The sequence below is a fragment of the Pseudomonas sp. No.21 genome, from assembly GCF_054558415.1.
The window spans coordinates 269,403-293,177 of sequence record NZ_BAAJNO010000006.1; the positions used below are offsets into that span (position 1 = coordinate 269,403).

Genomic DNA, 23,775 nt, shown 5'->3' on the forward strand with positions numbered 1-23,775 from the left:
CGCCGTTCTTGTTTCTGCCCCCCACACGCCCTCTCCCTTGAACGCAGCAGATGAAAGATGAAAAAATAAGATGTTATGTTATTACATCTTTATCGCCCTGAGACCCACCGACAATGAAGTCACGCAGCATCGCCTCGCTCGCTGGACTGGCCCTTGGCCTGGCCAGCGGCAGTGCAAACGCCAACCCGCTTGAACTTGAAGAAATCACCATCGAATCACGCCACGAACGCGCCGACGGCCCCGTCACCGGCTATCGCGCTACCCGCTCGGCGAGCGCCACACGAACCGACACCGACCTGCGCGACGTGCCCCAATCCGTCGCCGTCGTCCCCGCCCAGGTACTGGACGATCTCAATACCACCCGCATCGACCGCGCGCTGGATTTCGCCGGCGGCGTCTCCCGGCAGAACAACTTCGGCGGCCTGACCTTCCTCAACTACAGCGTGCGCGGCTTCACCACCGGCGAGCTGTACAAGAACGGCTTCGCCATCAACCGCGGAAGCTACAGCTCGCCGGACGCCAGCGGCATCGAGCGCATCGAGGTGCTCAAGGGCCCGGCAGCGAGCCTCTACGGGCGTGGCGACCCGGGCGGGCTGGTCAACATCGTCACCAAGAAGCCCGAGGAGGAAGCCTTCGCCCGCTTCCAAGCCAGCGCAGGCAGCTGGGACCGCTACCGCAGCAGCCTCGACGTCAACACGCCGCTGGACGACGCCGGCACCCTACTGTCGCGCATCAACCTCGCGGTGGAGGACAACCAGAGCTTCCGCGACCACGTCGGCAGCGAGCGCCTGGTGGTCAGCCCGTCCCTGAGCTGGCAGCTGAGCCCGGACACGCGCCTGCTGATCGAGAGCGAGTTCGTACGCCATGAGTCGGTGTTCGATCGTGGCATCCCCGCCCCCGGCAACCAGCTGGGCTCGGTCAAGCGCTCCACCTTCCTCGGCGAGCCCAACGACGGCGAGATCCGCAACCGCAACCAGATGCTGCAGGTCAGCCTCGAACACTACCTGAACGACGACTGGAAGCTGCGCCTGGCCAACCACTACGCCCAGGGCCGCCTCGCCGGTGACTCTTCGGAGACTTCGCGCCTGGCCGGCGACCTCGTCAGCCGCTTCTACCGCCAGCGCGACTTCGAATGGAACGACAGCATCACCCAGGCCGAGCTGCACGGCACCTTCGCCACCGGAACCTGGCAGCACCAGACGCTGATCGGCCTGGAGTACGAGAACTACCGCAACAGCCAGAAGTACCCCCAGAGCGACACCCTGTTCAGCTACGGCCTGGATATCCACAACCCCATATACGGCCAGCCCAAGCCCGCGCTCACCCGCAAGAACGATTTCTTCGAACGGGTGGAAAGCCATTCGCTGAACCTGCAGGACCAGATCGCCTTCACCGATCGGCTGCGCGGGCTGGTGGGTGTGCGCATGGAGCGCTTCGAGCAGGCGGCCCTGGACCGCTCCACCCGCATCCGCAACGCCCAGCACAAGGATGTCGTCACCCCGCGCCTCGGGTTGCTCTACCAGCTGACCCCGGAAGTCGGCGTGTTCGCCAACGCCTCCACTTCGGTCAAGCCCAACGCCATCAGCAGCCAGGGCACGGTATTCAAGCCGGAGAAAGGCGTCGGCTATGAGAGTGGGGTCAAGCTGGACCTGCTCGAAAGCCGCCTTGGCGCCACGATCGCGCTCTTCCATATCGAGAAGGAGAACGTGCTGACCGCCAACCCCAGCGACCCGAGCCAGAACATCGCTGCCGGCAAGGCACGCAGCCAGGGCCTGGACATGCAGGTCGCCGGCCAGCTCACCGACGCCGTCCGCCTGATCGGCGCCTACGCCTATATCGATGCCGAGGTGACCAAGGACAACACCTTGCCCGAAGGCAGCCGCCTGCTCGGCATCGCCAGGCACAGCGGCAGCCTGATGGGCGTCTACGAGTTCCAGGACGGCTGGCTACGCGGCTCGGATGTCGGCGCGGCCGCCCACTATGTCGGCGACCGCTCAGGCCAGGCCGGTAGCGCCTTCGAACTGCCCGCCTACAGCACCCTCGACCTGCTCGCCCACTACAAGGCCAGCGATGACCTCATCATCGGCGTGAACCTCAACAATGTCGACCGCAAGTACTACGAGCGCTCCTACAACAGCGTCTGGGTGCTGCCGGGCGACCCGCGCAACCTGACCCTCAGCCTTACCCTCAACCTCTGACAAGGATTCCCCCATGCGACTCCCCAGCAAACTGCTGCTCACCGCCGCCCTCGGCGCCCTCCTCGTCGGCCAGGCACAGGCCCATGGCCTCTGGACCGAACAGCGCCGCGGCAACATCGAGGTGATCTATGGGCACGGCGCCGAGGACGACGCCTTCAAGGCCGAAAAGGTCAGCGGCGCCTGGGCCTATGACGCGGCCGGCAAGATGATCCCGGTCACCGTTCAGCGCCTCGACGACCACGCCCGCCTGCAGCCCCTCAAGCCACCGGCCAGCCTGGCCGTGGCGCTGGACAACGGCGCCTGGTCGCAGACCGCCGACAAGCAGTGGATCAACAAGGGCCGCGACCAGGTGAAGGGCGCTGTCGCCTCCATCCACACCTGGAAGTACAGCCTGGCGGTCTACCAGGAAGGCGCGAAGCTGCCGGCCCTGGAGCGCGTGCGCCTGGTCATCGTGCCGCAGGTCGACCCGCTTGCCGTCGGCCCGGGCAAACCGCTGCCCGTCCAGGTACTGATGGACGGCAAGCCGGCGGCGGGCATCGAGCTGTTCGGCGACTACCGCAGCGATCCGCACACCGTCAGCGCCACCACCGATGCCCAGGGCAAGGCCAAGGTACTGGTGCGCAACGCCGGTCTCAACGTGATCGCCGCCCAGGCCACGGTGAAGAGCGACAAGGACCCGGAAGCCGAGGAGCACGGCTTCTTCACCTCATTGACCTTCGTCGGCGAAGCGCATCACGAGTAACAGGCAGCACCTGTCCATGAAAAAAGCCGAGGCGGTTTCCCGTCTCGGCTTTTCTGGTTCTCGCCCCTGGAGTCAGGCGGCGTCGAGTGCATCCAGCAGCGCCTGGTTCTGCTCCGGCGTGCCGATGGTGATGCGCAGGAACTGGGCGATGCGCGCCTGCTTGAAATGGCGCACGATCACGCCCTTCTCGCGCAGGCCGGCAGCGATACCCGCTGCATCCTTGCCCGGGTGCCGGGCGAAGACGAAGTTGGCCGCCGAGGGCAGCACCTCGAAGCCACGCTTTTCCAGTTCGCTCACCACCCGCTCGCGACTGTCGATGACCTTGGCGCAGGTCTGCTCGAACCACTCGCGGTCCTCGAACGCCGCAGCGGCGCCGACTATGGCCATGCGATCCAGCGGGTAGGAGTTGAAGCTGTTCTTGATGCGCTCCAGGGCCTCGATCAGGTCCGGGTGTCCCACCGCCAGGCCCACGCGCAGGCCGGCCAGGGAACGGGACTTGGACAGGGTCTGGGTGACCAGCAGGTTCGGGTAGCGGTCCACCAGGGCGATGGCGCTCTCACCACCGAAGTCGATGTAGGCCTCGTCGACCACCACCACCGAGTCCGGGCTGCCCTGCAGCAGCTTCTCCACCGCCTCCAGCGCCAGCAGGCAGCCAGTGGGGGCGTTGGGGTTGGGGAAGATGATGCCGGCGTTGGGGCGCGCATAGTCCTCGACGCGTATCTGGAACTGCTCGTCCAGCGGCAGAGCCTCGAACGGGATGCCGTAGAGGCCGCAATAGACCGGGTAGAAGCTGTAGGTCACGTCCGGGAACAACAGCGGCCGGCCGTGCTGGAACAGGCCATGGAAGATGTGCGCCAGCACCTCGTCGGAGCCGTTGCCGACGAACACCTGGGTGGTCTGCACGCCGTAGTGCTCGGCCACAGCCTGCTTGAGGCGGTCGCTGTTCGGGTCCGGGTACAGGCGCAGGCTGTCGCCCAGCTCCGCCTGCATGGCCGCAATGGCCTTCGGCGAGGGGCCGTAGGGGTTCTCGTTGGTGTTCAGCTTCACCAGGTTGGCGATCTTCGGCTGCTCGCCCGGAACGTAGGGCACCAATTCCTTGACGAAGGGACTCCAGAACTTGCTCATCGTCATTCTCCCTTGATCCGGTATTCGGCGCTGCGGGCGTGGGCGGTCAGCGACTCGCCACGGGCCAGCACGGACGCGGTCTTGCCCAGCTCCGAGGCACCGTCCGCGGAGCAGAAGATGATCGACGAGCGCTTCTGGAAGTCATACACGCCCAGCGGCGAGGAGAAACGCGCGGTGCCGGAAGTGGGCAGCACATGGTTCGGGCCGGCGCAGTAGTCGCCCAGCGCCTCGGCGGTGTAGCGGCCCATGAAGATGGCGCCGGCATGGCGGATCTGCGGCAGCCAGGCCTGCGGGTCGGCAACAGACAGCTCCAGGTGCTCGGGGGCGATGCGGTTGGCGACGGTGATCGCCTGCTGCATGTCGGCGACCTGGATCAGCGCGCCACGACCTTCGAGGGAGGTGCGGATGATTTCGGCACGCTCCATGGTCGGCAGCAGCTTGTCGATGCTGGCGGCCACCTTGTCGAGGAACTCGGCATCGGGGCTGACCAGGATGGACTGGGCGTCTTCGTCGTGCTCGGCCTGAGAGAACAGGTCCATGGCGATCCAGTCCGGGTCGGTCTGGCCGTCGCAGACGACGAGGATCTCCGAGGGACCGGCGATCATGTCGATGCCTACCTGGCCGAACACGTGGCGCTTGGCGGTGGCGACATAGATGTTGCCGGGGCCGACGATCTTGTCCACCTGGGGCACGCTCTCGGTGCCATAGGCCAGTGCGGCCACGGCCTGGGCCCCGCCGATGGTGAAGACGCGGTCGACGCCGGCCACGCAGGCGGCAGCGAGGACGATTTCGTTGATCTCGCCACGCGGGGTCGGCACGACCATCACCACTTCGGCGACGCCGGCGACCTTCGCGGGGATGGCGTTCATCAGCACGGACGACGGGTAGGACGCCTTGCCGCCCGGCACGTAGAGGCCGGCGCGGTCCAGCGGGGTGACCTGCTGGCCCAGCACGGTGCCATCGGCCTCGGTGTAGGTCCAGGAATCCTGTTTCTGTTTCTCGTGGTAGAGGCGCACGCGCTCGGCGGCGGTCTCTAGGGCCTGGCGCTGCTCGGCGGTGATGCGGGTCAGGGCCAGTTCCAGGCGCTCGCGCGGCAGGATCAGGTCAGCCATGGAGTCGACGGCCAGGCCATCGAAACGCTGGGTGAATTCGACCAGGGCGGAATCGCCACGCTCGCGCACGGCCTTGATGATGTCGAGGACGCGCTGGTTGACCGACTCGTCGGATACGCTTTCCCAGCTCAGCAGATGATCCAGATGACGAGCGAAGTCCGGATCAGCGGCATTGAGTCGGCGAACAGCGGTTTGAACGGTCATAGCGGGCCTCGTTATTGGCAAATGCTCGGGCGCCGCTAGAGTAGCAAGCCCACCGTGCGGGCACCCGAGATTATTGGCTATGACACGGATAGGCGGGTGCGGCCGGAGCCGCACGGGTGTCAGTCGTGGTGTCGCGACTCGACCGCTTGGCGCAGGGTGTCGATCAGCGCCTGGATACGGGCGTGCTGCATCTTCATCGAGGCCTTGTTGACCACCAAGCGGGAGCTGATGGTGGCGATCAGTTCCTGGGGCTCCAGGCCATTGGCGCGCAGGGTGTTGCCAGTGTCGACCACGTCGATGATCTTGTCGGCCAGGCCGACCAGCGGGGCCAGCTCCATGGAGCCGTAGAGCTTGATCACTTCGACCTGGCGACCCTGTTCGGCGTAGTAGCGCTTGGCGACGTTGACGAACTTGGTGGCCACGCGCAGGCGCCCCTTGGGTTCGGGCACGCCGACCGCGCCAGCGGTCATCAGCTTGCAACGGGCGATGCGCAAGTCCAGGGGCTCGTACAGGCCCTGGCCACCGTACTCCATCAGCACATCCTTGCCGGCCACGCCGAGGTCCGCCGCACCATGCTCGACATAGGTCGGCACGTCGGTGGCACGGACGATCAGCAGGCGCACATCATCCTGGGTGGTGGGGATGATCAGCTTGCGGCTCTTGTCCGGGTTCTCGGTGGGAACGATGCCCGCCTCCGCCAGCAGCGGCAGGGTGTCGTCGAGGATGCGGCCCTTGGATAACGCGATGGTGAGCATGGAACTGGATGTCCTTGGCTTCGGCCCTCTGCGGGCCCTTGAGGGTGCGTGCGGGCCGACCGTCAGCGGTCGGCCCGAGCGTCACCTAACCCGGCACGCGGCGGATCTTGGCGCCGAGCAGCTGCAGTTTTTCCTCGATGCACTCGTAACCACGGTCGATGTGGTAGATGCGGTCGATCAGGGTGTCGCCCTCGGCGACCAGGCCGGCGATGACCAGGCTGGCGGACGCCCGCAGGTCGGTGGCCATGACCGGAGCGCCCTTGAGCTGCGGAACGCCGGTGACGATGGCGGTGTTGCCCTCGACCAGGATCTGCGCACCCATGCGGTTCATCTCGTAGACGTGCATGAAGCGGTTTTCGAACACGGTCTCGATGACCGCGCCGGTGCCTTCGGCCACGGCGTTCATGGAAATGAACTGGGCCTGCATGTCGGTGGGGAACGCCGGGTAGGGCGCGGTGCGCACGTTGACCGCTTTCGGGCGGTTGCCCTTCATGTCCAGCTCGATCCAGTTGTTGCCGGTGCTGATGTGAGCCCCGGCCTCTTCCAGCTTCAGCAGCACGGATTCGAGGATGGTCGGATCGGTGTCCTTGAGCTTGACGCGGCCACCGGTGGAAGCGGCGGCGACCAGGTAGGTGCCGGTCTCGATGCGGTCGGGCATCACGCTGTAGCGCGCGCCGCCGAGGCGCTTCACGCCGTCGATGATGATGGTGTCGGTGCCGGCGCCCTGGATCTGCGCGCCCATGGCGATCAGGCAGTTGGCCAGGTCGACCACTTCCGGCTCGCGTGCGGCGTTTTCCAGCACGGTACGGCCGTTGGCCAGGGTGGCGGCCATCATGATGTTCTCGGTACCGGTCACGCTCACGGTATCGAAGAAGAAGTGTGCGCCACGCAGGCCACCAGCCGGTGCGCGGGCCTTGATGTAGCCGCCGTCGACGTCGATCAGCGCGCCCATGGCCTCGAGGCCGCGGATGTGCAGGTCGACCGGGCGGGAACCGATCGCGCAGCCACCTGGCAGCGCCACTTCGGCTTCACCGAAGCGCGCGACCATCGGGCCGAGCACCAGGATCGAGGCGCGCATGGTCTTCACCAGCTCGTAGGGTGCGACCAGGGTCTTGATGGTGCTGGCGTCGACTTCGACGCTGAGCTTCTCGTCGATCACCGGCTGCACGCCCATGCGACCGAAGAGTTCGATCATCGTGGTGATGTCGTGCAGGTGCGGCAGGTTGCACACGGTGACCGGCGTATCGGCCAGCAAGGTGGCCGCGAGGATCGGCAGGGCCGAGTTCTTGGCGCCCGAAATACGGATTTCGCCATCGAGGCGTTGGCCGCCGGTAATAATCAGTTTGTCCATTTGGAATCTCGTCGCCCGTAGGCTCAGGAACGCTCGGCCCAGCCAGCGCGGCTGAAGAATTTCATGGTGACCGCGTGGATGCTGCCATCGGCGATCCAGGCGTTCAGATGGGCATAAACCTGCTGCTGGCGCTTGACCGGGCTCATGCCGGCCAGCTCGTCGCTGATCAGATTCAACTGGAAGTTGCAGCCTTCCCCTTCAACTACCACCTCGGTTCCGGGCAGCTTCGCCTCCAGGAGGCTTTTCACTTCTACGGCCTGCATGCTCAACCTCAATCGGCGCCCTACGCGCGCGGGTCGGCCATGATACAAAAAAGCCCTCCGCCTGCGAACCCCGCACGAGCAAGGTCTGACGGAGGGCTTTCGACGTCTTTCACACTTCCAGCGGCAGCAGCTCGTCGAGCCCGGAGACGCCGGCGATCTGCCGCATGTCCTCGGGCAAGGCGCGGATGGTCAGCGTCTTGCCGGCCTGGCGCGCGTCACGCATGAAGGCCAGGAGCAACGAAAGGCCGACGCTGCTGGACTTCTCGACGCCGGAGCAGTCCAGCACCAGGTCGCTCAGGCCGTGCTCGCGGATCAGCCGGGCGCCGGTCTCGCGCAATTCGGGGCCGCTACGGAAGTCCAGCACACCGGAGAGCTTCAACTCCCCGCCGGTGCCGGTGCTGAGCGTTGCCTCACTCATGACCGGCAGCCTTCTGGCCTTCCTCGGTCTGCTTGGCCTTGGCCACTACCTCGGCCCAGCCGTCGATGGTCTTGTCCAGGTCGTTGCCATTCTTCTGCATGGTGTCGGCGAACTGGTCGCGGAACAGCTTGCCGATGTTGATGCCGTTGATGATCACGTTGCGCAACATCCACTGGCCGTCGAGGTTGACCATGGTGTAGGACACCGGATAGACCGTACCCTTGCTGTCCTTCACTTCCATACCGACGCTGGTGCGCTCGGGATCTTCCTGCTTGGCGGGCAGCACGCGGATGTCCTGGTTGTCGTACTCCAGCAGGGCGTTGCCGTAGAACTGCATCAGGCTGCGCTTGAAGTTCTCCTGGAAGCGGGTCATCTGCTCCGGGGTCGCATTGCGCGAGTACTTGACCGTCATGATGCTGCGGGAGATGCCATCGGCATCCACCACCGGACCGAGGATGTCGTTCAGCGCGTCGTAGAAGGCGCCCGGGTTGCTGCGGTACTGCTGCTTGTTGGCCTTGAGGTCGCTGAGCAGCTTGTCGGTGGTCTGCTGCACCACATCGCGCGCGCTCGGCGCCGCATTGGCCAGCAGGGGCAGCGCGGCGAGCAGAACCAGCAGGCCGTTACGCATTGCTTTGATCATGTCGAAGGTCCTCACTTGCTTTCCTTATTCACCGTGTTGAGCAGGAACTTGCCGATCAGGTCCTCCAGCACCAGCGCCGACTGGGTGTCGCGGATGGTGCCGCCGTCCTTCAGCAACTGGTCGTCGCCGCCGACGCTGATGCCGATGTACTTCTCGCCCAGCAGGCCGGCAGTGAGGATGGAAGCGGTGGAATCGGTCGGCAGGTTGTCGACGCGCTTCTCCAGCTCCATGGTGACCCTGCCGGTGTAGCTTTCGCGGTCCAGATCGATGGCGGTGACCTTGCCGATGGTCACACCGGCCATGGTCACTTTTGCTCTGACAGTCAAACCGGCGATATTGTCGAAATGCGCATAGACCTTATAGGTTTCGCTGGCGCCACCGACCGACAGGCCGCTCACGCGCAGCGCCAGGAGCAGCAGGGCGAGCAACCCGGCCAGGAGGAACAGGCCGACACCAATTTCCAGGGTGCGGATTTGCATCAGAAATCTCCAAACATCAAGGCGGTCAGGATGAAGTCGAGCCCCAGCACGGCCAGCGAGGCATAGACCACGGTTTTAGTCGTTGCGCGGCTGATCCCTTCGGAGGTCGGCTCGCAGTCATACCCCTGGAACACGGCGATCCAGGTCACCACGAAGGCGAAGACCACGCTTTTCAGCACGCCATTCAGCACATCTTCGGTGAATTCGACACTGTTCTGCATGTTGGCCCAGAAGGAGCCATCGTAGACCCCCAGCCAATCGACGGCGACCATCGCACCGCCCCAGATTCCCACCACGCTGAAGATCATCGCCAGCAACGGCATGGATATGAAGCCGGCCCAGAGCCGGGGGGCGATGATGTACTTGAGCGGGTCGACACCGATCATCTCCAGGCTGGAGAGCTGCTCGGTGGACTTCATGTTGCCGATCTCGGCCGCCAGCGCGGAACCGGCACGCCCGGCGAACAGCAGCGCGGTGACCACGGGCCCCAGCTCACGCAGCAAGGTCAGCGCGACCATCTGGCCGACCGCCTGCTCAGAGCCGTACTCCACCAGGATGTTGTAGCCCTGCAAGGCCAGCACCATGCCGATGAAGACACCGGATACGACGATGATCGGCAGCGACAGTACGCCGACGAAATACAGTTGCTTGACCAACAGCTGGAAACCCGCGCCGGTGCCGGTGCGCCCGAACAGCGCACGCAGCAGGAACAGGGTGGAACGGCCCAGCGCCTCGACGACGTCCAGGCCGGCACGCCCGAGCAGGCGGATGCGCTCGAGCGGAGACTTCTTACGCATCAACGCTCTCCCAGCAAATCGTTGCGGTAATCGGGTGCCGGGAAGTGAAAAGGCACCGGCCCGTCGGGGATGCCTTTCATGAACTGGCGGATCCTCGGGTTATCCGACTCCATGAGCTCCGCGGGGGTCCCCTGCCCCAGCACCTGGGCATCCCCCACCACATAGATGTAGTCGGCGATGCTGGCGGTTTCCGCCAGGTCATGGGACACCACGATGCTGGTGATGCCCAGGGCATCGTTGAGGAGACGGATAAGCCGTACCAGCACGCCCATGGCGATAGGGTCCTGGCCGACGAAAGGCTCGTCGTACATGAGGATCTGCGGGTCCAGCGCGATGGCGCGGGCCAGCGCCACACGGCGCTTCATGCCGCCGGAGAGCTCGTCGGGCATCAGGTCGATGGCGCCGCGCAGGCCGACTGCCTGCAGCTTCATCAGGACAATGTCACGAATCATTTCCTCGGGCAGCTTGGTATGCACCCGAAGCGGGAAGGCGACGTTCTCGAACACATCGAGATCGGTGAACAGCGCACCGCTCTGGAACAGCACGCCGAACTGCTTGCGCATGTCGAACAGGTCGGCCCGGGACAGCGTCGGCAGGTTCTGCCCGTTGACCCAGACCTCTCCGGCCGCCGGCTTGAGCTGCGCGGCGATGAGGCGCAGCAGGGTGGTCTTGCCACAACCGGACGGCCCCATGATCCCGGTGACCTTGCCACGCGGGATACGGATATCGACGTTCTGGAAAATACTGCGTGTGCCGCGATTGAAGGTGACGCCCTTCAACTCGACGGCGTAAGCGTTATCAGCGCTCATCTGTACTCCTTGCGATGCGGCCATCCCTGCTGAAGACGTCGCCTCCGGCAGCCGGGACACGATGCCTGAGGGGTGGCCGAACAGGCGGCGAACTATAGCATCGCAGCACAATGCCACCCAAGGCCGCAGCGCCCCATTGTTCAGGCCTGAGACAGGTTTCTCCACCGGGGCATGCAATGAAGGGTGAGCGAACGACTCTTTGCCGGTATAATCCCCGCCTTTTCCTCGGCAACTGCACTCTCCACATGAGCCAGTCCAGCGATCTGATCCAATCCGCACACCGCACCATCCGCCTGGAACGTGAAGCCATCGACACCCTGCTCGGCAGGATCGACGCCGACTTCGTCCGTGCCTGCGAGCTGATCCTCGCCTGCAAGGGCCGCGTCGTGGTGGTGGGCATGGGCAAGTCCGGCCACATCGGCAAGAAGGTCGCCGCGACCCTGGCCAGCACCGGCACGCCGGCCTTCTTCGTCCATCCTGCCGAGGCCAGCCACGGCGACATGGGCATGATCACCCCGGACGATGTGGTGCTGGCCCTGTCGAATTCCGGCTCCACCGCCGAGATCGTCACCCTGCTGCCCCTGATCAAGCGCCTCGGCATCACCCTCATCAGCATGACCGGCAACCCGCAGTCGCCGCTGGCAAAGGCCGCCGAAGCCAATCTCGACGCCCGCGTCGAGCACGAAGCCTGCCCGCTGAACCTGGCCCCGACCTCTTCCACCACCGCATCGCTGGTACTGGGCGACGCCCTGGCCATCGCCCTGCTGGAGGCCCGTGGGTTCACTGCCGAGGACTTTGCCTTCTCCCATCCCGGTGGCGCCCTGGGCCGCCGCCTGCTGCTGAAGGTCGAGAACATCATGCACGGCGGCGACAGCCTGCCCCGCGTCGAGCGCGGCACCTCGCTGCGCGATGCACTGCTGGAAATGACCCGCAAGGGCCTGGGCATGACCGCCGTGCTGGAGAGCGACGGCAGGCTGGCCGGGATCTTCACCGACGGCGACCTGCGCCGCACCCTGGACAAGGGCGTGGACGTGCGCCAGGCCAGCATCGACGACGTGATGACGGCACACGGCAAGACCGTGCGGGCCGAGATGCTCGCCGCCGAAGCCCTGAAGATCATGGACGACCACAAGATCAACGTACTGGTGGTGGTGGACGACAACGACACCCCCATTGGCGCCCTGCACATCCACGACCTGACCCGCGCCGGGGTGATCTGAATGAGCGACGACCTGCTGCAACGCGCCAAGGGCATCCGCCTGGCGGTCTTCGACGTCGATGGCGTACTCACCGACGGCAAGCTCTACTTCCTGGTCGACGGCAGCGAATTCAAGACCTTCAATACCCTGGATGGCCACGGCATCAAGATGCTGATCAACTCCGGCGTACGCACCGCGATCATCTCCGGCCGCAGCACCCCGGTGGTCGAGCGCCGCGCCCGCAACCTCGGCATCCAGCACCTCTACCAGGGCCGCGAGGACAAGATGGCGGTGCTCGACGAACTGCTCGCGGAGCTGAGCCTGGACTACCAGCAGGTCGCCTACCTCGGCGATGACCTGCCCGACCTGCCGGTGATCCGCCGCGTCGGCCTGGGCATGGCCGTTGCCAGTGCCGACGGCTTCGTCCGCCAGCACGCCCACGGCACCACCCGGGCACGCGGTGGCGAAGGCGCCGCCCGCGAATTCTGCGAACTGATCATGCGCGCCCAGGGCAGCCTCGACGCTGCGCAGGCCGCCTACCTCTAGGTCCAGAACATGCCGAAGAACTTCCGCCTCGCCCTGATCCTGATCCCGGTCGCCGCCCTGCTGATCGCGCTGGGCTACTGGAACATCCGCCCGGAAAGCTTCATGGAGCGCCAGGCCAGCACACAGGCGGACGAGAACGCCATCGACTTCTATGTGGTCAATGCCTCCAGCGTGCAGTACCTGGAAGACGGCAAGCGTCACTACGAGATGACCGCCGCCAAGCTGGAACACGTCAAGGCCAGCGACGTCACGCTGCTGACCACCCCGGACCTGCAGCTCTACCGCGGCACCGAATTCCCCTGGCACGTGCAGAGCGAGCGCGGCGAGGTGGGCCCCGAGGGTGAGCAGGTGGAACTGATCGACAAGGTCCGCGTTGCACGCACCGATGCCAAGGGCCGGCCGACCATTCTCACCACCAGCCGCCTGACCGTGTTCCCGGACAAGCAATATGCGGAAACCCAGCAAGCCGTTAGAATCGACGCCGCCAACGGGGTTACCACGGCACAAGGAATGAAAGCGTACTTGAATGACAGCAGGATGATCCTGCAGTCCAACGTAAGAGGCCAGCATGAGGTTCGTTAAAACCCTCCCCCTACTGCTCAGCCTGGGTGCCGCACTCGGAAGTGCCAGCGCCTGGGCGCTGCCCAGCGACCGCGATCAGCCGATCCGGGTCCAGGCCGACAGCGCCGAGCTCGACGACAAGCAAGGTGTGGCGGTCTATCGCGGTGATGTCGTGATCACCCAGGGCACCCTGAAGATCACCGGCGATACCGTGACCATCACCCAGAACGCCCAGGGTGAGCTGGAGGTCTTCACCTCGGTCGGCAAACCTGCCTACTACGAGCAGAAGCCTGCGGTGGACAAGCAGATCGTCAAGGCCTACGGCATGACCATCCAGTACTTCGCCGCCAACGAGCGCATCGTGCTGATCGACCAGGCCAAGGTGATCCAGGAAGGCAACACCTTCGAAGGCGAGAAGATCGTCTACGACACCCAGCGCCAGATCGTCAACGCAGGTCGCGCCACCGGCACCAATGTCGGCACCCCGCGCCCGCGCATCGACATGGTCATCCAGCCGAAGAAGAAAGAGCAGCAAGCGGGACAAGCACAGTAATGGCGACCCTCAAAGCCCAGCACCTGGCGAAGAGCTACAAGAGCCGCCAGGTGGTACGTGATGTCAGCCTGTCCATCGACAGCGGCCAGATCGTCGGCCTGCTCGGCCCCAACGGCGCCGGCAAGACCACCTGCTTCTACATGATCGTGGGCCTGGTGAAAGCCGACCAGGGCCGCGTGCTCATCGACCAGCAGGACGTTACCCACCAGCCCATGCACGGCCGCGCCCGCGCCGGCATCGGCTACCTGCCTCAGGAAGCCTCGATCTTCCGCAAGCTCAGCGTGGCCGACAACATCATGGCCATTCTCGAGACCCGCAAGGAGCTCGACCGCGCCGGCCGCCATCGCGAGCTGGAGAGCCTGCTGCAGGAATTCCACATCAGCCACATCCGCGACAGCATCGGCATGAGCCTGTCCGGTGGTGAACGCCGTCGCGTCGAGATCGCCCGCGCCCTGGCCACTGCCCCCAAGTTCATCCTGCTCGACGAACCCTTTGCCGGTGTCGACCCCATCTCCGTGGGCGACATCAAGCAGATCATCCACCACCTCAAGGCGAAGGGGATCGGCGTGCTGATCACCGACCACAACGTCCGCGAGACCCTGGACATCTGCGAAACCGCCTACATCGTGAATGACGGCCAACTCATCGCCGAAGGCAGTGCGGAAGAGATCCTGGCCAACCAGCTGGTCAAGGAAGTCTACCTGGGGCACGAATTCCGCCTCTGAAGGCCAGCCCTGCACGCAGAAGTTGCGAGCAGTAGAAAAATCATTCAAGGTCAGGCATATAATTTGCTTCCTGGTGGCGCCTCGGCGCCCTGTAGTGGATGGCGCATGCGCGCCGGCGAATAAGGTGCTAAGCCCCCTGCCATGAAACCATCGCTAGTCCTGAAGATGGGCCAGCAGCTGACGATGACCCCGCAGCTGCAACAGGCCATCCGCCTACTCCAACTGTCCACCCTGGATCTGCAGCAGGAAATCCAGGAGGCACTGGAGTCCAATCCCATGCTCGAACGCCAGGAGGAAGGAGAGGACTTCGACAACTCCGACCCCATGGCCGAAAGCGAGCAGCAGCCCAACTCCGCCAGCCAGGAATCCAGCTTCCAGGAATCCAGCGTTCCCACTTCCGAGAGCGAGAGCCTCGAAGACGGCGAGTGGCACGAGCGCATCCCCAGTGAGCTGCCCGTGGACACCGCCTGGGAAGACGTCTACCAGACCAGCGCCAGCAGCCTGCCCAGCTCCGATGATGACGAATGGGATTTCACCTCCCGCACCTCGGTCGGCGAGAGCCTGCAGAGCCACCTGCTGTGGCAGCTCAACCTGGCGCCCATGTCCGATACCGATCGCCTGATCGGCGTCACCCTCATCGACTGCATCAACAATGACGGCTACCTGGAGGAAACCCTCGAGGAAGTCGTGGAGGCCTTCGACCCCGAGCTCGAGGTCGAGCTCGACGAAGTCGAGGTTGTCCTGCGTCGTATCCAGCAGTTCGAGCCGGCGGGTGTCGGCGCTCGCGACCTGCGCGAATGCCTGCTCCTGCAGCTGCGCCAGTTGCCGGCCAAGACCCCATGGCTGAGCGAGGCCCAACGCCTGGCGGGCGACTATCTCGACCTGCTGGGCAGTCGCGACTACAGCCAGCTGATGCGCCGCATGAAGCTCAAGGAAGATGAGCTGCGCCAGGTGATCGAGCTGATCCAGGGTCTCAATCCGCGTCCCGGCTCGCAGATCGAAGCCAGCGAACCCGAGTACGTCGTGCCGGATGTCATCGTGCGCAAGCACAACGAGCGCTGGCTGGTGGAACTGAACCAGGAAGCCGTCCCTCGCCTGCGCGTGAACCCGCACTACGCCGGCTTCGTCCGCCGCGCCGACTCGAGCGCCGACAACACCTTCATGCGCAACCAGTTGCAGGAAGCACGCTGGTTCATCAAGAGCCTGCAAAGCCGCAACGAGACCCTGATGAAGGTGGCGACCCAGATCGTCGAGCACCAGCGCGGTTTCCTCGAATACGGCGACGAGGCGATGAAGCCCCTGGTGCTGCATGACATCGCCGAAGCGGTGGGCATGCACGAATCGACCATTTCGCGCGTCACGACCCAGAAATTCATGCACACCCCCCGTGGCATATACGAGCTGAAATACTTCTTCTCCAGCCACGTCAGCACCTCCGAAGGCGGTGAATGCTCGTCCACCGCCATCCGCGCGATCATCAAGAAACTGGTCGCGGCGGAAAATGCCAAAAAGCCGTTGAGCGACAGCAAGATCGCTGGTTTACTGGAAGCACAGGGTATCCAAGTGGCCCGCCGCACAGTCGCCAAGTACCGGGAATCCCTCGGGATAGCGCCTTCCAGCGAACGCAAGCGGCTGATGTGACGCGGATTGATCCACGCCAAAGTGTTCCGGTGGCAGGCCCGTTAGCCTGTCTCTTACACACGGGCAATAAGGAGAAAGCGGTATGCAAGTCAACATCAGTGGACATCAACTGGATGTGACCGACGCCCTGCGCGACTATGTCGTCGAGAAGTTCGACAGACTGGAGCGCCACTTCGACAAGATCACCAATGTGCAGGTGATCATGCAGGTGGAGAAACTGAAGCAGAAGATCGAAGCCACCCTGCACATCGCCGGTGGCGAGGTCGTGGCCAATGCGGAGCATGAAGACATGTACGCGGCCATCGACCTGCTTACGGACAAACTCGACCGCCAACTGATCAAACACAAGGAAAAGCAGCTGAACCGCCAGCAGGGCGCAACCGCCCGCTGACATTCCCCTTCCTATGATCCGACTTGAGCAAATCCTGACCCCCGGCCGTTCCCTCGTGAACGTGCCGGGCGGCAGCAAAAAACGTGTCCTGGAACAGATCGCCAACCTGGTTGCTCGCGAACTTCCCGACCTCGACTCGCAAGATATCTTCGAAAGCCTGATCGCCCGGGAGAAACTCGGCTCGACAGGTTTCGGCAACGGTATCGCCATCCCCCATTGCCGGCTTCCCGGCTGCGCCGCGCCCATCAGCGCCGTGCTGCGCCTGGAGGCCCCCGTCGACTTCGACGCCATCGACGGCGCCCCGGTGGACCTGCTGTTCGTACTGCTGGTCCCCGAAGCCGCTACCGACGAGCACCTGGAATTGCTCCGCCAGATCGCCAGCATGCTGGACCGCACCGAAGTGCGCGACCGCCTGCGCGTGGCGCAGAGCAGCGACAGCCTGTATCAGGTGGTAGTGGACGTCCAGAACGGACGCTAGGACCTTGCCATGCGCCTGATCATCGTCAGCGGCCGTTCAGGCTCAGGCAAGAGCACCGCCCTCGACGTCCTCGAGGACAACGGTTTCTACTGCATCGACAACCTGCCCGCCGGCCTCCTCCCCGAACTGGCCGAGCGCGCCCTGCTGCAGACCGAACTGCTGCATCCGCAGGTCGCCGTGTCCATCGACGCACGCAACCTGCCCAGCCAGCTCAAGCGCTTCCCCGAATTGCTCGAAGAAGCCCGCACCCGCCATATCCAATGCGACGTGCTGTACCTGGACGCGGATGACGAGACCCTGCTCAAGCGCTTCTCCGAAACCCGCCGGCGGCACCCGCTGACCAACGAGGACCGCTCCCTGGCCGAAGCCATCCTCGACGAGTCGAAGCTGCTCGCGCCCATTTCGGACCTGGCCGATCTGAAGATCGACACCACCCACCTCAACCTCTATCAGCTGCGCGACAGCATCAAGCTGCGCCTGCTGAACAAGCCCGAGCCGGGCACCGCCTTCCTCGTCGAGTCCTTTGGCTTCAAGCGTGGGATGCCGGTCGATGCCGACCTCGTGTTCGACGTGCGCTGCCTGCCCAACCCCTACTGGAAGCCAGAGCTGCGCGACCACTCCGGCCAGGATGCCATCGTCGCCGAATACCTGGCCGCACAGCCGGATGTCGAGGAGATGTACCAGGACATCCTCGGCTACCTGAACAAATGGTTGCCGCGCTTCGCCGCCAGCAACCGCGCCTATGTCACCGTCGCCATCGGCTGCACCGGCGGCCACCACCGCTCCGTGTACCTGGCCGAACGCCTCGGGCAGGCACTCAAACCCAACCTGAAGAACGTCCAGGTTCGCCACCGCGACCTCAGTTAAAGGATCCCCGCCGCGATGCCAGCCTGCGAAATCACCATCATCAACAAACTGGGGCTGCATGCCCGCGCCGCCGCCAAGTTCGTCGGCGTCGCCGGTCGCTACCCCTGCCAGATCCGCGTCGGTCGCACCCCGGAAAGCCTGGTGGACGGCAAGAGCATCATGGCCGTGATGATGCTCGCCGCAGGCAAGGGCACCTCCATCCACCTGCACACCGAAGGCGAGCAGGACGACGATGCGCTCAACGCGCTGATCGAACTGATCAACAATCGCTTCGACGAAGGCGAGTGAAGACAGTCCTCGACCCAGCGGCGCCAAGTGCGCCAGGTGCGCAGAGCACGCTGACACACCGCCGCGCGACACCTCCCCGCGTCGCCGCGTGAAGCATCGGCCGATCAGGCCAGCGCCGTATCCAGCACCATCATCAGACAGAAGCCCGCCGCCAGCCCCAGGCTCGCTGCGGTCTCATGCCCCTTGCGGTGGCACTCCGGAATGATTTCATGGGTCACCGCGAACAGCATCGCTCCCGCCGCCAAGGCCAGCCCCCAGGGCAACAGCAGCACCGACACCTGCACCAGCCAGGCGCAAAGCAACGCGAACAGCGGCTCGACCAACCCGGACGCCGCACCGATCAGCATCGCCCTGCCCCGTGACATACCCGCCCCCGCCAATACCAGGGAAATGATCAGCCCCTCCGGCAGGTCCTGCAGCGCGATGCCCAATGCCAGGCCGTCCGCACCCGCCAGCCCGGCACCCGCGGCCACCCCCACGGCCATGCCCTCCGGGATGTTGTGCAGGACGATGGCGATGACGAACAACAGGATGCGCGGCGCCAGGACTAGGCGATCGGTTCGCGTGTCGACCTCCAGCTGCCGCTCCGGCAACAGCCTGCCAAGGCCGAACAGTGCGCTGGCCCCCAGCAACAGGCCGAGGCTCATCAGGAAGCCTGCCGACCAGCGGGAGAAACCCAGCTGCCCGGCAGACTCGAGGCCGGGGATCAGCAACGAGAACACCGTCGCCGCCAGCATCACACCGGCCCCGAAACCCAGCAGGGTGTCGGAGGTGCGCGCCGAGATGCCGCGCATGAACAGCACCGGCAAGGTCCCGACAGCGGTGCCCAACGCACACAGCGAGCCCGACTTCAGGGCATGCCAGAGATGGGGTTCCAGCGCACGCTCGGCAGCCAGCACCGCCTGCCAGGACAGCAGCACGCAACCGGCGAGCATCACACACAGCCCCAGGACCTGGCGCAGGGAAAGCCCGCTCGGCAGCAGGGGCAGCATGGCGCCCCGGCTGGGCGGGTGCAGGCGCCCTTCGGCGCCCAGGCCGTGCAGGTCGGGTTCGGGCATCAGGCCATCGCCTCACGGTATCGACGATCGACTTCGGCCCAGTCGATGACGTTGTAGAACGCACCGATGTATTCGGGGCGCCGGTTCTGGTAGCGCAGGTAATAGGCGTGCTCCCAGACGTCCAGCCCGAGGATCGGTACGTGCCCGTTCATCAGCGGGCTGTCCTGGTTGCCACTGCTTTCCACCACCAGGCGCTTGCCCGGTGCCACGCTGAGCCAGGCCCAGCCGCTGCCGAAACGCGTCAGCGCCGCCTTGGTGAAGGCCTCCTTGAAGGCAACGAAGCCGCCCAGCTCGGCCTCGATGGCCGCCCGTACCGTACCCTGGGGCTCGCCGCCGCCACTGGGCGACATCACGGTCCAGAACAACGAATGATTGGCATGGCCGCCACCGTTGTTGATCACCGCACCACGCAGCGGCTCGGGCACTTCGGCCAGGCGACGCAGCAGCGACTCCACGGGCAGCTGACCGAGGGGATTGCCCTCCAGCGCAGCGTTGAGGTTGTTGATGTAGGCCTGATGGTGCTTGCTGTGATGGATCTCCATGGTCTGTGCATCGATGTGCGGCTCCAGGGCGTCGTAGGCGTAGGGCAGCGTGGGCAGGCTGTAGGTCATGTCGGGTCCTTGTTCAGTGGTAGTAGCGGCTGCGGGCAAGGTGCGGCGTCGCCTGCGAGGAGTGCCCAGGGGCGATGCCGAGCAGGCGATCGGTGCGGGGATAGGCGCCGTGCTCCTGGATGAACTGCAACAGGCTGCTGTAGGTGCAGCGGCTATGGCGCAGGGCAACGTCGCGCAGCGCCTCGGGCAGGCTGGTGTCACGCAGCACCTGCAGCAGGCGCTCGTGGCAGGTGCAGAGGTTCTCGGCAGTCTCCTCCGGTTGGCCGAGCATCAGGTGCAGGTCGGCCAGGTTGTGGTGCGAGACCACGAACGCGGCCACCGCCTGGTCCGGGTCAGACCAGCGCTCGAGGAGCATCTGCGCCTGGGCCAGGGCCTGCAGGTAGCGCTCGCGCGCCTCGATCCAGTCTCCGGCGCGGAAGCAGTGGTTGCCTGCCTCGATGGTTCGTTTCCAGTACTCCATCGGCCACCTCCGGGTGGGCGAAGGGCGCCGCCTGGGCGGCACCCGGGTCGCGGCTAGAGGCCGCCCTCGGTGAGCTTCTCCGGGTCGAGCAGCTTTTCCAGCTCGGCGCGGCCGAGCTCGGTGTTCTCCTCGGCCACGTCGATCACCGCCCTGCCCTCCCGGTACGCCTGCTTGGCGATCTCGGCGGCCTTGAGGTAGCCGATGATCGGGTTCAGCGCAGTGACCAGGATGGGGTTGCGCGACAGCGCTTCGTTCAGCTTCGGCTGATTGACGCGGAAGCTCGCCACCGCGCGGTCGGCCAGCAACTGGCTGCTGCTCGAGAGCAGCTGGATGCTGTTCAGCAGGTTGTGGGCGATGACCGGCAACATCACGTTCAGCTCGAAGTTGCCCGACTGCCCGGCGACCGTGATCGCCGCGTCATTGCCGATCACCTGGGCGGCGACCATGGCCGTGGCTTCGGGGATCACCGGGTTGACCTTGCCCGGCATGATCGAGGAGCCCGGCTGCAACGCCTCCAGTTCGATCTCGGCCAGGCCGGCCAGCGGACCTGAGTTCATCCAGCGCAGGTCGTTGGCGATCTTCATCAGTGTCACCGCCACCGTCTTCAACTGGCCGGACAAGGCCACCGCGGTGTCCTGGGAGCCGATCAGGGCGAAGAAGTTGCTACCCGGGGTGAATTGCAGGCCGGTGAGCAGGTTGAGCTCGACGCAGAAACGCTCGGCGAAGCGCGGGTGCGCATTGATCCCTGTGCCGACGGCGGTACCGCCTTGCGCCAGCTGCTGCAGGCTCGGCATCAGCGCACGCAGGTGCTCGATGTTGCTCTGCACCTGCTGGGCCCAGCCGTCCAGTACCTGGCTCATGCGCACCGGCATGGCGTCCATCAGGTGGGTACGGCCTGTCTTCACATAGGGGCGAACTTCAAGGGACTTCTCGCAGAGCACCTTGAGCAGGTGCCCGAGGGCGGGCAACAGGCGCTCGCTCACCTCGATGGCAGCGCTGGCGTGGATGCTCGACGGGATGATGTCGTTGCTGCTCTGCCCGCAGTTGACGTGGTCGTTGGGGCTGACCTTCTCCGCCAGCAGGCGGCTGGCCAGGGTGGCGATCACCTCGTTGGCGTTCATGTTCGAACTGGTGCCGGAGCCGGTCTGGAACACGTCCACCGGGAAGTGCGCCATGAAGTCGCCAGCCAGCAACTCCTGGCAGGCGCTGACGATGGCGTCACCCATGGCCGGGCTGATCTGCTCCAGGTCGACGTTGGCCCGCGCAGCGGCAGCCTTGGCGAGGATCAGTGCACGAATGAAAGCTGCCGGCATGCGCTGTCCGGAGACCGGGAAGTTGTTCACCGCCCGCTGGGTCTGCGCGCCGTACAACGCCTTGGCGGGCACTTCCAGCTCGCCCATGCTGTCGCGTTCGATTCGGGTATCAGTCACGCTGTATTTCCTTCTTCCGGTTCGATGTAGCTCAGGGATGGCGCCAGGCGCAGGGTTGCCAGGCGCCGCTGCAGCCCGAGCAGGCGCCGGCGGCGCAACGGATCGCGCGCCAGCGGACGCAGGGACTGCAGGGGTAGATAGGCGTGATCGAGGCACAAGCAGCGCCAGTGCCAGGGCAGGGCGCGGTCGGTGGCGCTGTCCAGCAGCAACTGGAAGCTGCCTTCGAAAATGCGCCAGGCCGGCAGGTCATGGTGCACGACCAACTCGTGGCCATCGTCGAGGAAGCGCGTCAGCAGGCGCGGCTCATCCGGCGTCAGGGCACAGCGGATGCGCTGGCCAAGCCAGCGCCAATCGGAGTACGCCCGGGGTTCGTCGAGACGGGACTGCACAGCGAATTCCCAAATAGCAAATATTCGCGTTTGAGAATAATAAACATTACCGACACTTGCAAAGTGAAAGTGCGTCGGAGGCTGCCCCGCCTCGCGTCAGCGAACGCAATCCTCACGGCAATGGTGGGCAGATTGGTGAAAAGACACCCAACAGCGCCGATTCCCGGAGCGCATGAAAGTCGTGTCGTCGAGCATGCTGGGGGCCATCGGCGCAGGAGAAACGCCCATAAAAAACGCGCCACCAGGGCGCGTCATCCTCGACGACGGCCGGGCGATCAGCTGCCCGCCACCGTCATCCGCTCGATCAGCACCGAGCCGGTGCGGATGTTGCCTCGTACTTCCAGGTCACTGCCGACGGCGAGGATCTGGCGGAACATGTCCTTCATGTTGCCGGCGATGGTGACTTCCTGGACGGGGAACTGGATCTCGCCGTTCTCCACCCAATAGCCGGCTGCGCCACGTGAGTAGTCACCGGTGACCATGTTCAGGCCATGGCCCATCAGCTCGGTCACCAGCAGCCCCCGGTCCATGCGACGCAGCAACGCCTTCTGGTCTTCCTGCCCGTGGGTGACGAAGAGGTTGTGCACGCCCCCGGCGTTCGCGGTGCTGGGCAGGCCCAGCTTGCGGCCGGAATAGGTGCCGAGGATGTAGGAGACCAATTCGCCCTTCTCCACGAACGGCTTGGCGTAGGTCGCCAGCCCGTCATTGTCGAAGGAGGCGCTGGCCATGGCGCGCGGGATCAGCGGGCGCTCGTCGATGCTCAGCCACTCTGGGAACAGACGTTGCCCCAGTGCTCCTTCGAGGAAGGACGACTTGCGGTAGAGGTTGCCGCCGGAGATCGCCGACAGGAAGCTGCTGAACAGCCCGGTCGCCAGTTCCGCAGCGAACAGCACCGGCACCTCGCAGGTGGGCACCGGGCGCGCGCCCAGGCGGCTGACCGTGCGTTCGGCGGCGCGGCGGCCGATGACCTGCGCATCGGTCAGCTGGGTGCCGATGCGGTTCACGTCGTACCAGTAGTCGCGCTGCATCTGCCCTTCGCCACCGGCGATCATCACGCAGCTCAGGCTGTGCCGGCTGCTGGCGTAGCCGCCGATGAAGCCATGGCTGTTGCCGTAGACGCGGCAGCCCTGGTGGGTGCTGAGGGTGGTGCCATCGGCATTGCTGATGCGGGGGTCGGCATCGAAGGCCGCCGCCTCGCACACCAGCGCCTGCTCCACGGCCTGCTCGGGGGTGATGGCCCAAGGGTGGTAGAGGTCCAGGTCCGGCAGGTCGCGGGCCATCAGGCCGCGATCGGCGAGGCCGGCGCACTCGTCCTCGGACGCGTGCCTGGCGATGGCCAGCGCGGCCGCCACCGTCTCGCGGATGGCGTCATCGCCGGTCGCCGAGGTACTGGCCGAGCCCTTGCGCTGGCCCACGTACAGGGTGATGCCGAAGCCCTGATCGCGGTTGAATTCGACGGTCTCCACCTCGCGCTGGCGCACCGTGGTCGACAAACCCTGCTCCACCGAAACCGCGACCTCGCAGGCCGTCGCACCCTGGCGACCGGCTTCGGCGAGGATGCGTTCGACCCGTGCCTGCAACTCGGGCAAGGCCTGCGGGCCGACCACTTCTACTTCACTCATAGCCACTCCAGTTCACAAAACCCTTTCGACGGGGCGGACGCACCCGGCGCACCGCCCCACGGA

At 65.2% G+C, this 23,775-nt stretch carries 28 protein-coding genes; 12 read left to right on the forward strand and 16 right to left on the reverse strand.

Annotation, left to right across the window (positions count from 1 at the left end; all coding sequences use genetic code 11):
* Window positions 1–113 precede the first annotated feature (113 nt).
* Window positions 114–2,198 (forward strand): TonB-dependent siderophore receptor, encoded by a 2,085-nt coding sequence (locus ACYJSS_RS14370; protein ID WP_236204746.1) that lies wholly within the window; start codon window positions 114–116, stop codon window positions 2,196–2,198.
* Between the two features lie 13 nt (window positions 2,199–2,211).
* Window positions 2,212–2,940: a DUF4198 domain-containing protein gene (locus ACYJSS_RS14375; protein WP_111262489.1), complete on the forward strand. Its 729-nt coding sequence runs from the start codon at window positions 2,212–2,214 to the stop codon at window positions 2,938–2,940.
* 72 nt (window positions 2,941–3,012) lie between these two features.
* Here the strand turns inward: ACYJSS_RS14375 and hisC are convergent, their stop codons facing one another.
* The 10 genes from hisC to ACYJSS_RS14425 all read right to left on the reverse strand — a co-directional run bounded on the left by hisC (window position 3,013) and on the right by ACYJSS_RS14425 (window position 10,893).
* Window positions 3,013–4,065, reverse strand: coding sequence for a histidinol-phosphate transaminase (hisC, locus tag ACYJSS_RS14380; RefSeq protein ID WP_111262490.1), 1,053 nt, complete (start codon window positions 4,063–4,065; stop codon window positions 3,013–3,015).
* Between the two features lie 2 nt (window positions 4,066–4,067).
* Window positions 4,068–5,381, reverse strand: a complete 1,314-nt coding sequence (gene hisD, locus ACYJSS_RS14385; RefSeq protein WP_111262491.1) for a histidinol dehydrogenase — start codon at window positions 5,379–5,381, stop codon at window positions 4,068–4,070.
* A gap of 119 nt (window positions 5,382–5,500) precedes the next feature.
* Entirely contained in the window at window positions 5,501–6,136 is a 636-nt protein-coding gene (gene hisG, locus ACYJSS_RS14390) for an ATP phosphoribosyltransferase (RefSeq protein WP_111262492.1), read from the reverse strand.
* 85 nt (window positions 6,137–6,221) lie between these two features.
* Window positions 6,222–7,487 (reverse strand): UDP-N-acetylglucosamine 1-carboxyvinyltransferase, encoded by a 1,266-nt coding sequence (gene murA, locus ACYJSS_RS14395; RefSeq protein ID WP_043241471.1) that lies wholly within the window; start codon window positions 7,485–7,487, stop codon window positions 6,222–6,224.
* 23 nt (window positions 7,488–7,510) lie between these two features.
* Entirely contained in the window at window positions 7,511–7,750 is a 240-nt protein-coding gene (locus ACYJSS_RS14400; RefSeq protein WP_111262493.1) for a BolA family protein, read from the reverse strand.
* A 109-nt stretch (window positions 7,751–7,859) separates the two neighbouring features.
* Window positions 7,860–8,168 carry an STAS domain-containing protein gene (locus tag ACYJSS_RS14405; protein WP_111262494.1) on the reverse strand — a complete coding sequence of 103 codons (309 nt, stop codon included), beginning with the start codon at window positions 8,166–8,168 and terminating at the stop codon, window positions 7,860–7,862.
* The gene (locus ACYJSS_RS14410; RefSeq protein WP_111262505.1) at window positions 8,161–8,808 is read right to left on the reverse strand and encodes an MlaC/ttg2D family ABC transporter substrate-binding protein; all 648 of its coding nucleotides are present in this window, start codon (window positions 8,806–8,808) and stop codon (window positions 8,161–8,163) included. Before ACYJSS_RS14410 ends, ACYJSS_RS14405 begins: the two co-directional genes overlap by 8 nt.
* Before the next feature lie 11 nt (window positions 8,809–8,819).
* A complete protein-coding gene (mlaD, locus tag ACYJSS_RS14415) occupies window positions 8,820–9,287 on the reverse strand; it encodes an outer membrane lipid asymmetry maintenance protein MlaD (RefSeq protein WP_021217841.1) in 468 nt (155 codons plus the stop codon).
* Complete coding sequence (gene mlaE, locus ACYJSS_RS14420) at window positions 9,287–10,084, reverse strand: lipid asymmetry maintenance ABC transporter permease subunit MlaE (RefSeq protein WP_111262495.1); 798 nt, start codon at window positions 10,082–10,084, stop codon at window positions 9,287–9,289. The genes mlaD and mlaE overlap by 1 nt, the downstream gene beginning before the upstream one ends.
* Window positions 10,084–10,893: an ATP-binding cassette domain-containing protein gene (locus tag ACYJSS_RS14425; RefSeq protein WP_111262496.1), complete on the reverse strand. Its 810-nt coding sequence runs from the start codon at window positions 10,891–10,893 to the stop codon at window positions 10,084–10,086. The genes mlaE and ACYJSS_RS14425 overlap by 1 nt, the downstream gene beginning before the upstream one ends.
* A gap of 245 nt (window positions 10,894–11,138) precedes the next feature.
* On the opposite strand from ACYJSS_RS14425, the gene ACYJSS_RS14430 reads away from it, so the two are divergent.
* From ACYJSS_RS14430 to ACYJSS_RS14475, 10 genes are all read left to right on the forward strand, one after another.
* Complete coding sequence (locus ACYJSS_RS14430) at window positions 11,139–12,113, forward strand: KpsF/GutQ family sugar-phosphate isomerase (RefSeq protein ID WP_111262497.1); 975 nt, start codon at window positions 11,139–11,141, stop codon at window positions 12,111–12,113.
* Window positions 12,114–12,638 (forward strand): KdsC family phosphatase, encoded by a 525-nt coding sequence (locus ACYJSS_RS14435; protein WP_111262498.1) that lies wholly within the window; start codon window positions 12,114–12,116, stop codon window positions 12,636–12,638.
* A 9-nt stretch (window positions 12,639–12,647) separates the two neighbouring features.
* Window positions 12,648–13,220: an LPS export ABC transporter periplasmic protein LptC gene (lptC, locus tag ACYJSS_RS14440; RefSeq protein WP_111262499.1), complete on the forward strand. Its 573-nt coding sequence runs from the start codon at window positions 12,648–12,650 to the stop codon at window positions 13,218–13,220.
* A complete protein-coding gene (lptA, locus tag ACYJSS_RS14445) occupies window positions 13,207–13,752 on the forward strand; it encodes a lipopolysaccharide transport periplasmic protein LptA (protein ID WP_111262500.1) in 546 nt (181 codons plus the stop codon). The genes lptC and lptA overlap by 14 nt, the downstream gene beginning before the upstream one ends.
* Window positions 13,752–14,477, forward strand: a complete 726-nt coding sequence (lptB, locus tag ACYJSS_RS14450) for an LPS export ABC transporter ATP-binding protein (RefSeq protein WP_021217834.1) — start codon at window positions 13,752–13,754, stop codon at window positions 14,475–14,477. Before lptA ends, lptB begins: the two co-directional genes overlap by 1 nt.
* A 141-nt stretch (window positions 14,478–14,618) precedes the next feature.
* Complete coding sequence (locus ACYJSS_RS14455) at window positions 14,619–16,118, forward strand: RNA polymerase factor sigma-54 (protein ID WP_111262501.1); 1,500 nt, start codon at window positions 14,619–14,621, stop codon at window positions 16,116–16,118.
* Window positions 16,119–16,200: 82 nt separating this feature from the next.
* Window positions 16,201–16,509, forward strand: coding sequence for a ribosome hibernation-promoting factor, HPF/YfiA family (hpf, locus tag ACYJSS_RS14460; protein WP_021217832.1), 309 nt, complete (start codon window positions 16,201–16,203; stop codon window positions 16,507–16,509).
* 13 nt (window positions 16,510–16,522) lie between these two features.
* Window positions 16,523–16,987 carry a PTS IIA-like nitrogen regulatory protein PtsN gene (gene ptsN, locus ACYJSS_RS14465; RefSeq protein WP_111262502.1) on the forward strand — a complete coding sequence of 155 codons (465 nt, stop codon included), beginning with the start codon at window positions 16,523–16,525 and terminating at the stop codon, window positions 16,985–16,987.
* A 9-nt stretch (window positions 16,988–16,996) separates the two neighbouring features.
* Window positions 16,997–17,854, forward strand: a complete 858-nt coding sequence (rapZ, locus tag ACYJSS_RS14470) for an RNase adapter RapZ (protein WP_111262503.1) — start codon at window positions 16,997–16,999, stop codon at window positions 17,852–17,854.
* Window positions 17,855–17,869: 15 nt separating this feature from the next.
* Entirely contained in the window at window positions 17,870–18,142 is a 273-nt protein-coding gene (locus ACYJSS_RS14475; protein ID WP_111262504.1) for an HPr family phosphocarrier protein, read from the forward strand.
* 104 nt (window positions 18,143–18,246) lie between these two features.
* Here ACYJSS_RS14475 and ACYJSS_RS14480 read toward each other — a convergent pair whose 3' ends face one another.
* From ACYJSS_RS14480 to pmbA, 6 genes are all read right to left on the reverse strand, one after another.
* On the reverse strand, window positions 18,247–19,134 hold the full coding sequence (locus tag ACYJSS_RS14480; protein WP_236204789.1) for a ZIP family metal transporter: 888 nt from the start codon (window positions 19,132–19,134) through the stop codon (window positions 18,247–18,249).
* Between the two features lie 65 nt (window positions 19,135–19,199).
* Window positions 19,200–19,811 (reverse strand): superoxide dismutase, encoded by a 612-nt coding sequence (locus ACYJSS_RS14485; RefSeq protein ID WP_111263646.1) that lies wholly within the window; start codon window positions 19,809–19,811, stop codon window positions 19,200–19,202.
* Between the two features lie 13 nt (window positions 19,812–19,824).
* The gene (locus ACYJSS_RS14490) at window positions 19,825–20,271 is read right to left on the reverse strand and encodes a tetratricopeptide repeat protein (RefSeq protein WP_111263647.1); all 447 of its coding nucleotides are present in this window, start codon (window positions 20,269–20,271) and stop codon (window positions 19,825–19,827) included.
* Between the two features lie 53 nt (window positions 20,272–20,324).
* Window positions 20,325–21,701 carry a class II fumarate hydratase FumC gene (gene fumC / locus ACYJSS_RS14495; RefSeq protein WP_111263648.1) on the reverse strand — a complete coding sequence of 459 codons (1,377 nt, stop codon included), beginning with the start codon at window positions 21,699–21,701 and terminating at the stop codon, window positions 20,325–20,327.
* The gene (locus ACYJSS_RS14500; RefSeq protein ID WP_111263649.1) at window positions 21,698–22,090 is read right to left on the reverse strand and encodes a FagA protein; all 393 of its coding nucleotides are present in this window, start codon (window positions 22,088–22,090) and stop codon (window positions 21,698–21,700) included. Before ACYJSS_RS14500 ends, fumC begins: the two co-directional genes overlap by 4 nt.
* 275 nt (window positions 22,091–22,365) lie before the next feature.
* Window positions 22,366–23,712, reverse strand: a complete 1,347-nt coding sequence (gene pmbA / locus ACYJSS_RS14505; RefSeq protein ID WP_111263650.1) for a metalloprotease PmbA — start codon at window positions 23,710–23,712, stop codon at window positions 22,366–22,368.
* Window positions 23,713–23,775: the final 63 nt, after the last annotated feature.

What these genes read in the sequence shown, in the direction of transcription:
- rapZ (WP_111262503.1), top strand. Translation starts at nt 16,997, where the DNA reads ATGCGCCTGATCATCGTCAGCGGCCGTTCAGGCTCAGGCAAGAGCACC.
- hpf (WP_021217832.1), top strand. Translation starts at nt 16,201, where the DNA reads ATGCAAGTCAACATCAGTGGACATCAACTGGATGTGACCGACGCCCTG.
- ptsN (WP_111262502.1), top strand. Translation starts at nt 16,523, where the DNA reads ATGATCCGACTTGAGCAAATCCTGACCCCCGGCCGTTCCCTCGTGAAC.
- lptB (WP_021217834.1), top strand. Translation starts at nt 13,752, where the DNA reads ATGGCGACCCTCAAAGCCCAGCACCTGGCGAAGAGCTACAAGAGCCGC.
- ACYJSS_RS14410 (WP_111262505.1), bottom strand. Translation starts at nt 8,808, where the DNA reads ATGATCAAAGCAATGCGTAACGGCCTGCTGGTTCTGCTCGCCGCGCTG.
- ACYJSS_RS14485 (WP_111263646.1), bottom strand. Translation starts at nt 19,811, where the DNA reads ATGACCTACAGCCTGCCCACGCTGCCCTACGCCTACGACGCCCTGGAG.
- ACYJSS_RS14430 (WP_111262497.1), top strand. Translation starts at nt 11,139, where the DNA reads ATGAGCCAGTCCAGCGATCTGATCCAATCCGCACACCGCACCATCCGC.
- pmbA (WP_111263650.1), bottom strand. Translation starts at nt 23,712, where the DNA reads ATGAGTGAAGTAGAAGTGGTCGGCCCGCAGGCCTTGCCCGAGTTGCAG.
- ACYJSS_RS14375 (WP_111262489.1), top strand. Translation starts at nt 2,212, where the DNA reads ATGCGACTCCCCAGCAAACTGCTGCTCACCGCCGCCCTCGGCGCCCTC.
- lptC (WP_111262499.1), top strand. Translation starts at nt 12,648, where the DNA reads ATGCCGAAGAACTTCCGCCTCGCCCTGATCCTGATCCCGGTCGCCGCC.
- ACYJSS_RS14455 (WP_111262501.1), top strand. Translation starts at nt 14,619, where the DNA reads ATGAAACCATCGCTAGTCCTGAAGATGGGCCAGCAGCTGACGATGACC.
- ACYJSS_RS14475 (WP_111262504.1), top strand. Translation starts at nt 17,870, where the DNA reads ATGCCAGCCTGCGAAATCACCATCATCAACAAACTGGGGCTGCATGCC.
- ACYJSS_RS14425 (WP_111262496.1), bottom strand. Translation starts at nt 10,893, where the DNA reads ATGAGCGCTGATAACGCTTACGCCGTCGAGTTGAAGGGCGTCACCTTC.
- murA (WP_043241471.1), bottom strand. Translation starts at nt 7,487, where the DNA reads ATGGACAAACTGATTATTACCGGCGGCCAACGCCTCGATGGCGAAATC.
- hisC (WP_111262490.1), bottom strand. Translation starts at nt 4,065, where the DNA reads ATGAGCAAGTTCTGGAGTCCCTTCGTCAAGGAATTGGTGCCCTACGTT.
- ACYJSS_RS14480 (WP_236204789.1), bottom strand. Translation starts at nt 19,134, where the DNA reads ATGCTGCCCCTGCTGCCGAGCGGGCTTTCCCTGCGCCAGGTCCTGGGG.
- mlaD (WP_021217841.1), bottom strand. Translation starts at nt 9,287, where the DNA reads ATGCAAATCCGCACCCTGGAAATTGGTGTCGGCCTGTTCCTCCTGGCC.
- ACYJSS_RS14370 (WP_236204746.1), top strand. Translation starts at nt 114, where the DNA reads ATGAAGTCACGCAGCATCGCCTCGCTCGCTGGACTGGCCCTTGGCCTG.
- ACYJSS_RS14400 (WP_111262493.1), bottom strand. Translation starts at nt 7,750, where the DNA reads ATGCAGGCCGTAGAAGTGAAAAGCCTCCTGGAGGCGAAGCTGCCCGGA.
- ACYJSS_RS14405 (WP_111262494.1), bottom strand. Translation starts at nt 8,168, where the DNA reads ATGAGTGAGGCAACGCTCAGCACCGGCACCGGCGGGGAGTTGAAGCTC.
- ACYJSS_RS14490 (WP_111263647.1), bottom strand. Translation starts at nt 20,271, where the DNA reads ATGGAGTACTGGAAACGAACCATCGAGGCAGGCAACCACTGCTTCCGC.
- hisG (WP_111262492.1), bottom strand. Translation starts at nt 6,136, where the DNA reads ATGCTCACCATCGCGTTATCCAAGGGCCGCATCCTCGACGACACCCTG.
- lptA (WP_111262500.1), top strand. Translation starts at nt 13,207, where the DNA reads ATGAGGTTCGTTAAAACCCTCCCCCTACTGCTCAGCCTGGGTGCCGCA.
- mlaE (WP_111262495.1), bottom strand. Translation starts at nt 10,084, where the DNA reads ATGCGTAAGAAGTCTCCGCTCGAGCGCATCCGCCTGCTCGGGCGTGCC.
- ACYJSS_RS14435 (WP_111262498.1), top strand. Translation starts at nt 12,114, where the DNA reads ATGAGCGACGACCTGCTGCAACGCGCCAAGGGCATCCGCCTGGCGGTC.
- hisD (WP_111262491.1), bottom strand. Translation starts at nt 5,381, where the DNA reads ATGACCGTTCAAACCGCTGTTCGCCGACTCAATGCCGCTGATCCGGAC.